Origin of the sequence: Pseudomonas sp. PDM32, from assembly GCF_019219225.1 — a bacterium.
Lineage (GTDB): Bacteria > Pseudomonadota > Gammaproteobacteria > Pseudomonadales > Pseudomonadaceae > Aquipseudomonas > Aquipseudomonas laurylsulfatiphila.
The window spans coordinates 572922-589087 of record NZ_JAHUWE010000001.1 but is presented as its reverse complement, the minus strand read 5'-3'; the positions used below and the strand labels follow the sequence as shown (position 1 = coordinate 589087).

General features: G+C 60.3%; 13 protein-coding genes. 4 read left to right on the top strand and 9 right to left on the bottom strand.

Going from position 1 to position 16166, the window contains the following annotated elements:
- Positions 1-11: 11 nt before the first annotated feature.
- From fdhA to KW846_RS02695, 8 genes are all read right to left on the bottom strand, one after another.
- The gene (gene fdhA, locus KW846_RS02730; RefSeq protein ID WP_007980407.1) at positions 12-1211 is read right to left on the bottom strand and encodes a formaldehyde dehydrogenase, glutathione-independent; all 1200 of its coding nucleotides are present in this window, start codon (positions 1209-1211) and stop codon (positions 12-14) included.
- 133 nt (positions 1212-1344) lie between these two features.
- A complete protein-coding gene (gene purU / locus KW846_RS02725) occupies positions 1345-2202 on the bottom strand; it encodes a formyltetrahydrofolate deformylase (RefSeq protein WP_218481230.1) in 858 nt (285 codons plus the stop codon).
- Positions 2203-2358: 156 nt separating this feature from the next.
- Complete coding sequence (locus KW846_RS02720; protein WP_007980412.1) at positions 2359-2991, bottom strand: sarcosine oxidase subunit gamma; 633 nt, start codon at positions 2989-2991, stop codon at positions 2359-2361.
- A gap of 165 nt (positions 2992-3156) precedes the next feature.
- A complete protein-coding gene (locus tag KW846_RS02715; protein WP_007980415.1) occupies positions 3157-6174 on the bottom strand; it encodes a sarcosine oxidase subunit alpha in 3018 nt (1005 codons plus the stop codon).
- A complete protein-coding gene (locus tag KW846_RS02710; protein WP_007980417.1) occupies positions 6171-6500 on the bottom strand; it encodes a sarcosine oxidase subunit delta in 330 nt (109 codons plus the stop codon). Before KW846_RS02710 ends, KW846_RS02715 begins: the two co-directional genes overlap by 4 nt.
- A gap of 14 nt (positions 6501-6514) precedes the next feature.
- Positions 6515-7765 carry a sarcosine oxidase subunit beta gene (locus KW846_RS02705; RefSeq protein ID WP_007980419.1) on the bottom strand — a complete coding sequence of 417 codons (1251 nt, stop codon included), beginning with the start codon at positions 7763-7765 and terminating at the stop codon, positions 6515-6517.
- A gap of 23 nt (positions 7766-7788) precedes the next feature.
- Positions 7789-9042 carry a serine hydroxymethyltransferase gene (gene glyA, locus KW846_RS02700; RefSeq protein ID WP_007980421.1) on the bottom strand — a complete coding sequence of 418 codons (1254 nt, stop codon included), beginning with the start codon at positions 9040-9042 and terminating at the stop codon, positions 7789-7791.
- Positions 9043-9299: 257 nt separating this feature from the next.
- Positions 9300-10052: a TraX family protein gene (locus KW846_RS02695; protein WP_218481229.1), complete on the bottom strand. Its 753-nt coding sequence runs from the start codon at positions 10050-10052 to the stop codon at positions 9300-9302.
- Positions 10053-10184: 132 nt separating this feature from the next.
- On the opposite strand from KW846_RS02695, the gene KW846_RS02690 reads away from it, so the two are divergent.
- The 3 genes from KW846_RS02690 to KW846_RS02680 all read left to right on the top strand — a co-directional run bounded on the left by KW846_RS02690 (position 10185) and on the right by KW846_RS02680 (position 12706).
- Positions 10185-11222, top strand: a complete 1038-nt coding sequence (locus KW846_RS02690; RefSeq protein ID WP_218481228.1) for a low specificity L-threonine aldolase — start codon at positions 10185-10187, stop codon at positions 11220-11222.
- Between the two features lie 264 nt (positions 11223-11486).
- A complete protein-coding gene (locus tag KW846_RS02685; protein ID WP_218481227.1) occupies positions 11487-12317 on the top strand; it encodes an NAD(P)-dependent oxidoreductase in 831 nt (276 codons plus the stop codon).
- Between the two features lie 170 nt (positions 12318-12487).
- On the top strand, positions 12488-12706 hold the full coding sequence (locus KW846_RS02680; protein WP_218481226.1) for a hypothetical protein: 219 nt from the start codon (positions 12488-12490) through the stop codon (positions 12704-12706).
- 207 nt (positions 12707-12913) lie between these two features.
- Here the strand turns inward: KW846_RS02680 and gbcB are convergent, their stop codons facing one another.
- On the bottom strand, positions 12914-14014 hold the full coding sequence (gene gbcB / locus KW846_RS02675) for a glycine-betaine demethylase subunit GbcB (RefSeq protein ID WP_218481225.1): 1101 nt from the start codon (positions 14012-14014) through the stop codon (positions 12914-12916).
- 282 nt (positions 14015-14296) lie between these two features.
- Between gbcB and gbcA the strand changes: the two genes are divergently transcribed.
- Positions 14297-15592 (top strand): glycine-betaine demethylase subunit GbcA, encoded by a 1296-nt coding sequence (gene gbcA, locus KW846_RS02670; protein ID WP_218481224.1) that lies wholly within the window; start codon positions 14297-14299, stop codon positions 15590-15592.
- The last annotated feature ends 574 nt before the right edge of the window (positions 15593-16166 follow it).

Below are 16166 nucleotides of genomic sequence, written 5' to 3'. Positions count from 1 at the left end.
TTACCCGACGCTTACGCCGCGCTGAACATCTTGTGCGGATCGATCACAAACTTCTTCGGCACGCCCGCATCAAACTCGCCATAACCCTGCGGAGCCTGATCCAGGCTGATCACCTGAACACCCACCACTTCGGCGATGTTGATACGGTCCCACATGATCGCTTGCATGAGCGCGCGGTTGTACTTCATTACCGGGGTCTGGCCGGTGTGGAAGCTGTGGGACTTGGCCCAGCCCAGGCCGAAGCGGATGCTCAGGCTGCCCATTTTCGCGGCAGCGTCGACAGCACCCGGGTCTTCGGTCACGTAGAGGCCGGGAATGCCGATCTTGCCGGCCACACGCACCACGCCCATCAGCGAGTTGAGCACGGTGGCCGGGGCTTCGTGTTTCACGCCGTCATGGCCATGGCCACGGGCTTCGAAGCCGACGGCGTCGATGGCGCAGTCAACTTCCGGTTCGCCCAGCAGTGCGGCGATCTGTTCGTGCAGCGGCGTGTCCAGGGACAGGTCGGCAATCTCGAAGCCCTGGGCTTTGGCATGGGCCAGTCGAACGGTGTTGACGTCACCGATGATCACCACCGCAGCGCCCAGCAGGCGAGCGGATGCGGCCGCCGCCAGACCGACCGGACCGGCACCGGCGATGTACACAGTGCTGCCTGGGCCAACGCCGGCAGTCACGGCACCGTGATAGCCGGTCGGCAGGATGTCGGAGAGGCAGGTCAGGTCGCGGATTTTTTCCATGGCCCGGTCACGATCCGGCAGTTTCAGCAGGTTGAAGTCGGCGTACGGCACCATGGCGTATTCCGCCTGGCCACCGGTCCAGTCACCCATGTCGACATAACCGTAAGCACCGCCCGGGCGGGCCGGGTTGACGCTCAGGCACACGCCGGTGTGCATTTCCTTGCAGGAACGGCAGCGCCCGCAAGCCACGTTGAACGGTACGGACACCAGGTCGCCGATTTTCAGGTTCTCGACGTCGCTGCCCTTCTCGATCACTTCGCCTGTGATTTCATGGCCCAACACAAGGCCGGTTTGCGCCGTGGTACGCCCGCGCACCATGTGCTGGTCGGAACCACAGATGTTGGTGGAAACCACTTTGAGAATGACCCCGTGCTCGATCTTGCGACCGCGCGGGTCCTGCATTTTCGGATAGTCAATCTTCTGTACTTCGACCTTGCCAGCGCCGAGATACACCACACCACGATTGCCAGACATGCTTTCACCTCGCTGTTGTTTTTATGGAACCGCGTCGCCCAGGCAGGCAGCGCGTTAAGTGCTCGGTAAATCAAAAGATCGCATACCCCAGTAGGAGCTGCCGAAGGCTGCGATCTTGGCGATATCGAAATCGCTACAGGACCACCGTCCTGTTCGCATTCAAAAACACGCGACGCTCAATGTGATAACCCACCGCCCGCGCCAGTGTCAGCCCTTCGATATCCCGCCCCTTGGCGATCAAGTCTTCCGGGTAATGGCTGTGGTCCACTGCCTCGACGCCCTGGGCAATGATCGGGCCTTCATCAAGGTCGTTGTTGATGTAATGCGCCGTGGCGCCCACCAGTTTCACTCCCTTGTTGTAGGCCTGGTGATAGGGCTTGGCGCCCTTGAAACCCGGCAGCAGGGAGTGGTGGATGTTGATTGCCTTGCCATCGAGATTGCGGCACAACTCTGGCGACAGCACTTGCATGTAGCGCGCAAGGATCACCAGCTCAGCACCGGACTCTTCGATCACCTGCCACACCTGACGCTCTTGCGACGGCTTGTCGTTCGGGTCCAGCGGGAAGTGGTAGTACGGAATCTGGTGCCAGTCAGCCAGTGGCTTGAGATCCGGATGATTGGAGACCACCGCAGCCACGTCCATCGACAATTGGCCGATGCGCTGGCGATAAAGCAAATCGTTGAGGCAGTGATCGGCCTTGGAGACCATGATCACCACTTTCGGCCGATAGTTCGGTTCAGTCAGTTCGAAGATCATGCCGAAGGCTTCACCGCGTGAAGCGAGCCCCGCGCGGAATGATTGCTCATCGAAACCGTCGGGTTGACGGAATTCCACACGAATGAAGAAACGGCCCGAGAGCCGATCATCGAAAGAGTGGTGCTCGGTGACGTAGCAGCCCTGCTCGAACAGAAAGCGGGTCACCGCGTCCACGGTGCCGAGGACGCTGGGGCAGTCGGCGGTCAGAATCCATGTGTCTGGGGCGCGGCTCATGGTGCGGTGACTCCTGTGAGATCTGTAAACAAAGCACCCATCTGTGGGAGCGAGCCTGCTCGCGATGGACGTCAACGATGACGCGTACTTCCTGATTTAACGCGTCGCCCTCAAGTCCATCGCGAGCAGGCTCGCTCCCACAGAGGAAGGTGGTGATCAGGCTTGCACGCTCAGCCCGTATTCGGCAGAAGCATCCTGCAACCACAGCCACCAGTAATCGGAGAAACTGCGACGAATCAGCAGTTCCCAGGTGTCTTCGGCGGTGTGACGGATCATCAGTTGCGACTTGGCGAACACCGTGCCGACCGCTTTACCCACCGGGAAGTTGTTCGGGTGCACGTCGTAGCTGGTGGACTTCATCAGCACCTGGCGCACGTTCGGACCGCTCAGTTCGAGGAGTTGCTGGCCGCCGCTGACGTTGACGATTGCAATGTGCAAATCGCCCAGCGCCTTGCGCAGTTTTTGCTCGGCGGCCAGTTCTTCACCGGTCGGCACGATCAGCAGCCATTCATCCGGCCCCATCCACTGCAGGCTGGTTTCGCCTTTGACGATGACGCTCAGTGCGCCCGGCAATTCGATGCCCAGGGCCTTGTGCACACCGGCGGCGAACGCGGCATCGTGGCCGTCGCCACGAATGGTCAGGTGGCCGAGGAGTTTTTTCTCACGCACGGTCACGCCGGCGTTCTTGCGACCCTTGCCCACCAGGCTGGCGAGGTCGGCATGATGCAAGGACGACTCGGCCTTGGCCCCGGAGGTTGGGCGTTGTTGGTAAACATTGGCTGCGGTCATAAAGCACCTGTTCTGAATTCTGTTGGTTCCGGCCCTTGTGGTGGCTGTTGCGCCGCCTTCGCGAGCAAGCCCGCTCCCACATTCGACCGCATTCCCCTGTGGGAGCGGGCTTGCTCGCGAATGGGCCGACTCGGTGTCATTGCCCACTCACAAGTCTTGAAGCCATCAAACGTTCTGGCGTTCGCCTTTCGGATCGAAGAACACCGAAGAAACGATTTCCGCCTCGATCACGCTGCCATCGGCCAGCGGTGCGAACACTCGCTCGCCCATCCGCTGCAACCCGCCCTTGACCACGCCCATGGCGAACGAATAGCCCAGGGAGTTGTGCAGGTAACTGGAAGTCACGTGCCCCACCATGGTCATCGGGATGGCTTGCTTGGTGTTGAACACCAGTTGCGCACCTTCCGGCAGCCATTTGTTCGGATCGATAGGCTTCAGGCCAACCAGCTGTTTGCGCTGATCACGCACGCAGTCTTCACGGTTCATGCCGCGCCAGCCGATCCACGAGAACGGTTTGGTGCGACCGACACACCAGCCCATGTTCAGGTCGTCCGGGGTCATCGAGCTGTCAGTGTCCTGACCGACGATGATGAAGCCCTTCTCGGCCCGCAGTACGTGCATGGTTTCGGTGCCGTACGGGGTCAGGTTGTACTTCTTGCCGGCGTCGACGATTTTTTCCAGTACGCCCATTGCATAGTCGGCTTGCACGTTGACTTCGTACGACAGTTCACCGGTAAACGAAATCCGGAACACTCGCGCCGGCACTCCGCCGACCAAACCTTCTTTCCAGGTCATGAACGGGAAGGCTTCGCTGCTCAAGTCGATGTCGGTGACTTCGCTGAGCAGCTTGCGGCTGTTCGGCCCGGACAGGGTCATGGTTGCCCAGTGGTCGGTGACGGAAGTGAAGTACACCTTCATGTCCGGCCATTCGGTCTGGTGGTACAGCTCCAGCCACTGCAGCACACGAGCCGCGCCGCCGGTGGTGGTGGTCATGACGAAATGGTTGTCGGCCAGGCAGGCCGTCACGCCGTCGTCGAACACCATGCCGTCTTCTTTGCACATCAGGCCGTAACGCGCCTTGCCCACATCAAGCTTGGTCCAGGCGTTGGTGTAGACGCGGTTGAGGAACTCGCGCGCATCCGGGCCCTGGATATCGATCTTGCCCAGGGTCGAAGCATCCAGCAGGCCGACGCTGTCGCGCACGGCTTTGCATTCGCGCTTGACCGCGGCATGCAGGTCTTCACCGGATTTCGGGAAGTACCACGGACGTTTCCACTGGCCGACGTCTTCGAACTCGGCGCCGTTTTTCAGGTGCCATTGATGCAGCGCGGTGTAACGCACCGGCTCGAAGATGTGCCCACAGTGACGACCGGCCACGGCGCCGAAAGTCACCGGCGTGTAGTTCGGACGGAACATGGTGGTGCCCATCTGCGGGATGGTCACGTTCAGCGAGCGGGCAGCGATGGCCAGGCCGTTGACGTTGCCGAGCTTGCCCTGATCGGTGCCGAAGCCCAGTGCGGTGTAGCGCTTGACGTGCTCGACCGACTCGAAGCCTTCGCGGGTCGCCAGTTCGATGGCGGCGGCGGTGACGTCGTTTTGCAAGTCGACGAATTGCTTCGGCGCCCGTGCGGTGTTCTTTTCATGGGGCACCTGGAACAGCGCCAGGGTCGGCTCTTCGAGACGGCTCAGGGCTTTTGGCAACACACCTTCAATCGTCTGGAACCCGGCTTCGGCAGCGGCGCGGGCGCCACCTTCAAAACCGTCAGCCAGAGAATCGCCAAGGCCGTAGACGCCGTTGATGCCACCGACGCATACGCGCTTCTGCGGTGCTTCGCCCGGTACGAAACCGAGGATGTCTTCACGCCAGATCGGCTTGCCACCCAGGTGCGAAGCCAGGTGAACCACCGGGCTGTAACCACCGGAACTCGCCACCACGTCGCATTCAAGCCATTCGCCAGGACTGGTCACGGCGTGGGCCTTGACGTCGATGGCGGCCACACGGGCAGCGGTCACGCGCTTGCTGCCACGAGCCTCGATCACGGCGCTGCCGGTGAGAATGCGGATGCCTTTGGCACGCGCCTCTTCCACCAGCGCACCACGCGGGTTGCTGCGGGCATCGGCGATGGCCACCACTTGCAGGCTGGCGTCGAGCCAATCCAGGGCAACGCGGTAGGCGTGGTCGTTGTTGGTCGACAGCACCAGCTTCTTGCCCGGTGCCACACCGTAACGACGCACGTAGGTCGAGATGGCGCCGGCGAGCATGTTGCCCGGCACGTCGTTGTTGCCGTAGACCAGTGGACGCTCGTGAGCGCCGGTCGCCAGCACCACACGCTTGGCACGAACCCGGTGAATACGCTGACGCACCTGGCCAATCGGTGCGCGGTCGCCGAGGTGATCGGTCAGGCGCTCGTGGATGGTCAGGAAGTTGTGGTCGTGATAGCCATTGACGGTGGCGCGCGGCAACAGCAGCACGTCCGGGGTGTTCTTCAGTTCGTCGATGACGCTGGCGACCCACTCGGTCGCCGGCTTGCCGTCGAGGCTTTCGCGGGAATCGAGCAGGCTGCCGCCGAACTCTTCCTGTTCGTCAGCCAGAATCACACGGGCACCGCTGCGCGCAGCCGCCAGTGCAGCCGCCAGGCCAGCAGGGCCAGCGCCCACGATCAGCACGTCGCAGTGCTGGTTCATGTAGTCGTAGGTGTCCGGATCGTTCTCGGTCGGCGAGCGGCCAAGACCGGCAGCCTTACGAATGTACTTCTCGTAAGTCATCCAGAACGATTGCGGGTACATGAAGGTTTTGTAGTAGAAACCCGGCGGCATCAGCTTGCCGCCGACCTTGCCGAGAATCCCCATCATGTCGTTGTTCACGCTCGGCCAGCCGTTGGTGCTGGTGGCGACCAGGCCTTGATACAGCGCCTGTTGCGTAGCACGCACGTTCGGGATCTGCGTGGCTTCGGTGGCGCCGATCTGCAGCACCGCGTTCGGCTCTTCGGCACCGGCGGCGAAGATGCCGCGCGGACGGGAATACTTGAAGCTGCGACCGATGATGTCGACGCCGTTGGCCAGCAGTGCAGCGGCCAGGGAATCGCCTTCGAAGCCTTTGTAGTTCTGGCCGTTGAAGGTGAAGCTCAAGACTTTGTTGCGGTCGATCCGTCCGCCATTGGACAGGCGATTGATCTGGCTCATACCTTCTCTCCCAGAGCCGTGCTGGCCGCTTTCGGGCTATCGGTCTTGTCGGTGAATTGTGGCTTGGTGCCGATCTTGTAGGTCTCGAGAATCTCGTAGGTCACGGTGTCGCGGGTGACGTTGAAGTACTGACGGCAACCGGCGACGTGATCCCATAGCTCGTGGTGCAGACCGCGCGGGTTGTCGCGGAAGAACATGTAGTCGCCCCACTCCTCGTCGGTGCAGCTGTTCGGATCCAGTGGGCGCGGGATGTGCGCCTGGCCGGATGCATGGAATTCCTCTTCGGAGCGCAGTTCGCCGCAGTGAGGACAGAAGATATGCAACATCGGGATTTCTCCTGTTAGTGGGCAACCGCAGCAGCGCCGTGTTCATCGATCAACGCACCGTTGTGGAAACGGTCGATGGAGAAAGGTGCGGCCAGCGGGTGCATTTCACCCTTGGCCAGGCTCGCGGCAAACACGTTGCCCGAGCCAGGTGTGGCCTTGAAGCCACCGGTGCCCCAACCGCAGTTGAAGAACATGTTCGGTACCGGGGTTTTCGAAATGATCGGGCAGGCATCCGGTGTGGTATCGACGATGCCGCCCCACTGACGGTTCATGCGCACGCGGGACAATACCGGGAACATCTCGACGATGGCCTGGATGGTGTGTTCGATCACCGGGTACGAACCACGCTGGCCGTAGCCGTTGTAGCCGTCGATACCGGCGCCGATCACCAGGTCGCCCTTGTCGGACTGGCTGATGTAGCCGTGCACGGCGTTGGACATGATCACGCTGTCGATAATCGGCTTGATCGGCTCGGACACCAGCGCTTGCAGCGGGTGGGATTCGATCGGCAGGCGGAAACCGGCGAGCTTGGCCATGTGCCCGGAGTTACCGGCAGTCACCACGCCGACGCGCTTGGCGCCGATGAAGCCCTTGTTGGTTTCCACGCCGATGCACACGCCGTTTTCCTTGCGGAAACCGATCACTTCGGTCTGCTGGATCAGGTCCACGCCGAGGGCGTCGGCGGCCCGGGCAAAGCCCCAGGCCACGGCATCGTGACGGGCCACGCCGCCGCGACGCTGGACGGTTGCGCCCATCACCGGGTAGCGAGTGTTTTTCGAGCAGTCGAGGTACGGGATCTCGTCGGCAACCTGTTTGGCATCCAGCAGTTCGCCGTCCACGCCGTTGAGGCGGTTGGCGCTGACCCGACGCTCGGAATCACGGATGTCCTGCAGGGTATGGCACAGGTTGTAGACGCCACGCTGGGAGAACATCACGTTGTAGTTCAGGTCCTGGGACAGGCCTTCCCACAGCTTCATCGCGTGTTCGTACAGGTGGGCCGATTCGTCCCACAGGTAGTTGGAGCGCACGATGGTGGTGTTGCGCGCGGTGTTACCGCCGCCCAGCCAGCCTTTCTCGACCACGGCCACGTTGGTGATGCCGTGCTCCTTGGCCAGGTAGTAAGCCGTGGCCAGGCCATGCCCGCCACCGCCGACGATGACCACGTCGTAGACCTTTTTCGGGGTCGGCGTGCGCCACATGCGCTGCCAGTTTTCATGGTGGCTGAGAGAGTGTTTGAAGAGGCCGAAGCCCGAGTAGCGTTGCATAGTCATTTACTCCAAAACCGCACTCAGCGATAAACCGGGAAGTCCGCGCACAAGGCTGCCACTTGCTCGGCGACATTGGCTTCGACATCGGCATCGCCGAGGTTGTCGAGGATGTCGCAGATCCAGCCGGCCAGCGTGACGCACTGGGCCACCTTGAAGCCGCGCGTGGTCACCGCCGGGGTGCCGATGCGCAGGCCGGAGGTCACGAACGGCGACTGCGGATCGTTCGGCACAGCGTTCTTGTTCACAGTGATATGGGCGCGACCGAGGGCGGCATCCGCGTCCTTGCCGGTCAGGCCCTGACGGATCAGGCTGACCAGGAACAGGTGGTTGTCGGTACCGCCGGACACTACATCGTAGCCGCGTTTGATAAACACGCCGGCCATGGCCTGGGCGTTGTCGATCACTTGTTGCTGGTAAGCCTTGAAGCCAGGCTCCAGCGCTTCCTTGAAGCACACCGCCTTACCGGCGATCACGTGCATCAGCGGGCCGCCCTGGGCACCCGGGAAAACTGCCGCGTTGAGCTTCTTCTCGATTTCTTCGTTGGCCTTGCACAGGATCAGACCGCCACGCGGACCGCGCAGGGTCTTGTGGGTCGTGGTGGTGACCACGTCGGCATAAGGCAGCGGGTTCGGGTACAGACCGGCGGCAACCAGACCGGCAACGTGGGCCATGTCGACGAACAGCAGCGCACCGACCTTGTCGGCGATCTGGCGGAAGCGCGGGAAGTCGAGGGTCTTGGAGTAGGCCGAGAAACCGGCAACGATCATCTTCGGCTTGCACTCGACGGCCAGGCGCTCGACTTCGTCGTAGTCGATCAGACCGGTCTTGGTGTCGATGCCGTACTGCACGGCGTTGTACAGCTTGCCCGAGGACGACACTTTGGCGCCGTGGGTCAGGTGACCGCCGTGGGCCAGGCTCATGCCGAGAATGGTGTCGCCGGCTTGCAGCAGGGCCAGGTACACGGCGCTGTTGGCCGAGGAACCGGAGTGCGGCTGGACGTTGGCGTAATCGGCGCCGAACAGTTGCTTGGCGCGCTCGATGGCCAGAGCCTCGACCTTGTCGACGTGCTCGCAGCCACCGTAGTAGCGCTTGCCCGGGTAACCTTCGGCGTATTTGTTGGTCAGGCCGCTGCCCTGGGCCTGCATCACGCGCTTGCTGGTGTAGTTCTCCGACGCGATCAGCTCGATGTGATCTTCCTGACGTTGCTCCTCGGCATTCATCGCCGCCAGCAGTGCATCGTCGTAACCCTGGATCTGGTCTTGCTTGCTGAACATCGCGTCTCTCCCAGCGGCGGCGGTGCGCCATTCGTCTCGGTGAGGCACTGGCTTTTCGGCAGTGCCCTTTGGTAGCGATGGTATGACTGGCTTGGAGTCGTCAAATGCCTACGGGCGCCACGCAAAGGTGCGTTTACGACATGGACTGCCCAGCGGGGATACGTATGCCGCTGTAGGAGCTGCCGCAGGCTGCGATCTTTTGACCTCGCCCTTCCAAAAGATCAAAAGATCGCAGCCTGCGGCAGCTCCTACAGGGGTTAGGCCAGAGCCTGACGCAAGGCCAGAAGAATGAGGAAATGCGCCGGATAGAGCGCATACGCCCAACGCCGCATCGGTGGTGGATTTACGCCCTTGGCATGTCGCAACAAGAACAGTCCGAGCCATGGCGCAATCAGACAAGCGGCGATAGCCGGAATGGCCGCGTGATTGCCCAGCCGTGCCGCGTGATACAGCACCTGCCATTGATTGGCTGCCAGACAGACCAACCCCGCCAACAGCCCGAAATACCAGGGTCGTCGAAACACCAGCAACATCACCCACGGCAACAACACACCAAAGAATCCGAACATCAGTCGCTCTGAGAAAATGCCCGCCAGCACCAATGCGCCAGCTGCCAGCAGTCGCGATGCAGGCACCGGCTGCTGCCAGCCACGAACCACCAGCAAACCCAGGGCAAGGGTGGGCAGCACGTTCAAGGTGTCGGGATGGGGAATGAACATCCGGTAAGGAATTTCACTCACCGCGCCAAACAGCAGCAACCAACCCAGATAACGCCATTGGCCACCGGTCGTCGGAGTCCGCTCGCGCGCCAGATTGGCCGCCATCGCTAGGCAGAACCACGGAAACGCCAGGCGCCCCGGCACATACAACCAATCGGCGGAATAACCGACATATCGCAGGTGATCGAGCACCATGCTCAATAGCGCCAGCCACTTGAGCAGATCCAGTGCCCCGTCGCGCTGCTTTAAGTGCATGGCCTTGTGCATGATCTCCTGCGTTGTCACGTGCATAATTGCCCTTCGACACTGTATTTTCCCCACAGCGACATCCTGTGCGCTCCACCTGACGATCTTGGGTACAGTGCGCACCCTCATTGACCACGGGACGCTTCACCATAGGCATCTCGACCACGGAAGCAGGCCATGACCGACAAGAGCCAACAATTCGCCAGCGACAACTATTCCGGCATCTGCCCTGAAGCCTGGGCGGCCATGGAACAGGCCAACCACGGCCACCAGCGCGCCTACGGTGACGACGAATGGACCGCCCGCGCGTCCGACGATTTCCGTAAACTGTTCGAAACCGACTGCGAAGTGTTTTTCGCCTTCAACGGCACCGCCGCCAACTCGCTCGCGCTGTCCTCGCTGTGCCAGAGTTACCACAGCGTGATCTGCTCGGAAACCGCTCACGTCGAAACCGACGAATGCGGCGCCCCGGAATTTTTCTCCAACGGCTCCAAGCTGCTGATCGCCCGCACTGAAAACGGCAAGTTGACCCCGGAATCGATCCGCGAGGTCGCGCTCAAGCGCCAGGACATCCACTACCCGAAACCTCGCGTGGTAACCCTGACCCAGGCCACCGAAGTCGGCAGCGTCTACACCCCGGACGAAATCCGCGCCATCAGCGCCACCTGCAAGGAACTGGGCCTGAACCTGCACATGGACGGCGCACGCTTCTCCAACGCCTGCGCATTCCTCGGCTGCACCCCGGCCGACCTGACCTGGAAGGCCGGCGTCGACGTGCTGTGCTTCGGCGGCACCAAGAACGGCATGGCAGTGGGCGAGGCGATTCTGTTCTTCAACCACAAACTCGCCGAAGATTTCGATTACCGCTGCAAACAGGCCGGGCAGCTTGCTTCAAAGATGCGCTTCCTGTCGGCACCCTGGGTCGGCATCCTGGAAAACGACGCCTGGCTCAAATACGCCAACCACGCCAACCGCTGTGCCCAATTGCTGGCCGAACTGGTCAGCGACATTCCTGGCGTGGAATTGATGTTCCCGGTGCAGGCCAATGGCGTATTCCTACAACTCTCGGAACCGGCCATCGCTGCCCTGACCGCCAGGGGCTGGCGTTTCTACACCTTCATCGGCAACGGCGGCGCACGCTTCATGTGCTCGTGGGATACCGAAGAAGCGCGCGTGCGCGAGCTGGCGAAGGACATCCGAGAAGTCATGGCATAACCGCGATCCCGTGTGGCGAGGGGGCTTGCCCCCGTTCGGCGGCGTAGCCGTCGTAAAACCGACTGATGCGATCTGCCTGCCAGGTCGCGTGCTCAGGCTATTGGCCTGCTGCGCAGGCCAACGGGGCAAGCCCCCTCGCCACAGCTTCGCTCACCTCTTCCCTGCCCACATTCAGTCACATCTCTTGCCGCAGCGCCTGAACGACTTCGTCTACATTGTTTGTCGAGCCGACCCGCTCACATAACAACAATCAGGAGCATCAACATGTCCTTGCAAGGCAAAACCCTGTTCATCACCGGCGCCAGCCGCGGCATCGGCCGCGAGATAGCCCTACGGGCCGCACGCGATGGGGCCAACATTGTGATTGCCGCCAAAAGCGCCGAACCCCATGCCAAGCTGCCGGGCACGATTTTCAGCGTGGCCCGGGAAGTGGAAGCCGCAGGCGGCAAGGCGCTGGCCTTGCAGGTGGATGTGCGGGAAGAGGATGCCGTACGTGCGGCCCTGGCCCAGGCCAACGAACATTTCGGCGGTATCGACGCACTGATCAACAACGCCGGCGCGATCAAACTGACCGGGGTCCAGCACCTTGAGCTGAAACGCTTCGACCTGATGCACCAGATCAACACCCGCGCCGTATTGCTGTGCAGCCAGGCTGCGCTACCGTACCTGAAGAAGTCCGGTGGCCACATCCTCAACCTGTCTCCGCCGCTGAACCTGGCCACCAAGTGGTTCGCCCAGTACAGCCCCTATACCGTCACCAAGTACGGCATGAGCATGCTGACCCTGGGCATGAGTGAGGAATTCAGGAATTACGGCATCAGCGTCAACTCGCTGTGGCCACAGACGATGATTGCCACTGCGGCCATCGAGTTTCAGCTGGGGTCGAAGGAATCCTTCAAGCATGCGCGAACGCCTGCAATCATGGCGGATGCGGCGCATGTGATTCTGAGCAGCATAAACCGCAGCCTGACCGGGCGGTTGTTGATTGATGAGGAAATATTGCGGGACAACGGCGTGACAGAGTTCGAACATTATCGGTTTGCGCCAGACACGACCGACCCACTAATGCCCGACCTATTTATCGGCGAAAACTGATAAGGATTGTTTAGTCAAAGATGGCCGCCGCATAAAGATTGAAGAATGTCTACTGTCAACTTTGACGGTAGACGAATCGAAGCATCTGAATAAATATACCCCCCCAAACGTCATTGGGCAGTTAGTAACAAAACAACAGATCTACAATCCTCCAAAAAGAGCGCACCGACATGAACAAGAAAAACGGCTTTAAACTTATTATTGAAGGTCAGGAAGACACCCAAGCCCAGTTATTTACCGAAGACGCTGTAGCATTGTCGATACGTCCTGGCGACAAGCTACGCAGCGGCGATGGCATGCGTCTATATGAAGTTCTCGAGAAACGATACATCGTCGACCACGGTACATTTATTTTCGACGGCGTTGTATCCAGACAAATTTACCCTTGATCTAGAAGCACTTCATAAATTATGACAGTAACTTCAAAACAGTGACATTTTCTAGAAAACTCCAACATCAACCAAAAATAAACTCATGAGGCTTACAAAGCATCAGGCAGTGTTCAAACGACTCGCTCAAACACTGCCTTTTTTATAAAATCTTAGTATATGATGACAAGTCTCATCCCCTGCACAATTTGACATCACTCCCCGGCTTTAAAACTCGATGCGCACGTCGCCCTTCGGCACGCTGCAGCACGACAGAATGAACCCTTCGGCTTCGTCTTCCTCGGTGATCCCGCCGTTGTGCTCCATCTCCACTTCGCCACCCAGCTTCAACACCTTGCAGGTGCCGCAGATGCCCATGCCGCACGCTTTCGGAATCATCAGGCCAACCTTGGCCGCCGCCGCATGCACGGTCTCGCCTGGGGCCACGCGGATGCTCTTTCCGGAGGCGGTGAACTCCACCTGATGCAGGTCCGCCGAATCGACTTCCGGTGCCTCGGCCGCTTGTACTGCATGTTCTACCGCATCGGCGCGCGCCTCTGGCGGGGTCGCACCGAAGGATTCTTCGTGGTAACGCGACATGTCGAAACCTGCGCCTTCGAGCAAGCGCTTGACCGCATTCATATAGGGTGTCGGGCCACAGCAGAATACTTCGCGCTCGAGGAAGTCAGGCGCCATCAATTCAAGCATTCTGTGGTTCAGGTAACCGCGATAACCGGCCCAGGGCTCACCCATGCCGTGCTTCTCGCAGATCAGGTGCAGGCTGAAGTTTTCGATCCGCGACGCCATGTGCTCCAGTTCGCGGTGGTAAATGATGTCTTTCGGCGAACGGGCACTGTGGATAAACACCATGTCGACATTGCCGTTGGTGTCGTAGAACCAGCGCGCCATGGACATGACCGGCGTGATACCAACGCCGCCGCTGAGGTAGAGCACCTTCGGCGCGGTGAAGTCCATGGCATTGAACAGCCCGACCGGGCCGTGCACCGCCAGCTCCTGGCCTTCGTGCAGGGTGTCGTGCAGCCAGTTCGAGACCTTGCCGCCCGGCACGCGCTTGATGGTCACCGAAAAGCTGTAGGGGACCGACGGCGAGCTGGAAATGGTGTACGAACGCATGATCGGTTGGCCTTCGATCTCCAGCTCCAGGGTGACAAACTGCCCCGGCTTGAAGAAGAACAGGATCGGCTGGTCGGCCATGAAGCAAAAGGTGCGCACATCCCAGGTTTCCTGGATGACTTTGACGCAACGGACGATGTGCCGACCATTGGCCCAGGTCTGGGTGGTTACCGGATTCAGGAAGCTGTTGGACATGCTGATCTCCACGGCCGACTGCCGGCCTTCATGTTGGCGATTCTGCGTATAGCGCGGATCACCCATTTACCTATCTGCGACATTGACATGCTTATCGCGACCAGCCCCCAACGACCGGGGCTTGCGCGTCGGGAACAGATTGCACCATGTCGCCCATGGATAAGGTTCTGGCCAGCGCCGGCCCCACACTCGCCCCATACCAAGACACAACCATTACACCTTGCGTAGCAACCCTGATTAGCCACTTTCGCCGGCCACGCAGATGGCCTTGAGGATTAAACGATGGACGTCACTACTACCCTGAGCCTGGGCGATCCGCTGGAACCCGCACGCAAGGCCACCGCGCAGATGCTGCAGGAACGCGAGCGCACGTTCTCGCTGCCGCAGCCGTTTTACTCCGACGAGCGCCTGTTTGATATCGACATGCAGGAAATCTTTCAGAAAGAGTGGCTGATCGCCGGCATGACCTGCGAGATCCCTACCAAGGGCAACTACCTGACCCTGCAGGTCGGCAAGAACCCGATCATCGTGATCCGTGGCGCCGAAGGCGTGGTGCACGCGTTCCATAACGTCTGCCGCCACCGTGGCTCACGCCTGTGCACCAGCGACAAGGGCAAGGTCGCCAAGCTGGTTTGCCACTACCACCAATGGACCTACGAACTCGACGGCCGCCTGCTGTTCGCCGGCACCGAGATGGGCGCCGACTTCGACATGAATCAGTACGGCCTCAAACCGGTGAACGTGAAGACTGCCGGCGGCTACATCTTCATCAGCCTGTCGGAGAACCCGCCAGCCATCGATGACTTCCTGTCGACGCTCAACCACTACATGGAACCGTACGACATGGAAAACACCAAGGTGGCGGTGCAAACCACCTTGATGGAAAAGGCCAACTGGAAGCTGGTGCTAGAGAACAACCGCGAGTGCTACCACTGCAACGCATCGCACCCGGAACTGCTGAAAACCCTGCTGGAATGGGACGACGTCACCGACCCACGCGCCGACCAGGCGTTCAAGGACCACGTGGCCGCCTCCGCCGCCGCCTGGGAAGCCGAGAAGATCCCGTACGCCCACGCCAGCTTCGGCCTGCGCAACCGCATCGTGCGCATGCCACTGCTCAAGGGCACCGTGTCGATGACCATGGACGGCAAACAAGGCTGCGCCAAGCTGATGGGCCGCATCAAGAACCCGGACCTGGGCTCGATGCGCATCCTGCACCTGCCGCACTCCTGGAACCACTGCATGGGCGACCACATCATCGTGTTCACCGTGTGGCCGATCAGCGCCCAGGAAACCATGGTCACCACCAAGTGGATCGTGCACAAGGATGCGGTCGAAGGCGTGGACTACGACGTGGAGCGCATGCGCCAGGTCTGGGACGCCACCAACGACCAGGACCGTCGTCTGGCCGAAGAGAACCAGCGCGGCATCAACTCCACCGCGTACCAGCCTGGCCCGTACTCCAAGACTTATGAGTTCGGCGTGGTGAACTTCGTGGACTGGTACAGCGAGCGTCTGCTGAGCAACCTGGGGGCCGAGCCTGCGCCGTACCTCAAAGGCGTTCCAGTCCAAGGCTAAATCCACTCCCTCTAGGAGCGAGCTTGCTCGCGATGAGCCTGAGAACGCCGCCAGGTGTCAGGTTGCCAACGTTATCGTTAACGTCCATCGCGAGCAGGCTCGCTCCTACAGGGGGCTTGCCCGTCATTCGTAGAACTGTACGAAATATGACCTATCTCGTTCAGACCTATGCCCGCCGCACCTCCCAGCCTTCCGCAAACAAGTTATCCACATCTCCACCCACAGCTATTGGGGACAACTGTGGATATGCTGGAAACTCTCTTCACAAAAACCAAAGAAAAACCGTGACTTATCCAGAAGCCTGCTTCTACGGATGGACTGTTCGTTTTTTGATCTAAAGCCTGAAAGCCACGGTCTTCAAGGCGTTCAGAGGATGGCAAACACCTTATCCACAGAAGCGCCAACAGACTTTGGGGTTAACTTGAAAGGCTCTGTGGAAAACCGCTGAAACCTTGAAAAATCCAGCGTTTGCGTGAAAACCGGCAATGCAAAACCACCTTTTGATCATTTTATGATCAAATGCCTGCACACCTCTGTTTACAAGGCCTACAGCCAATAGCAAACATCTTATCCA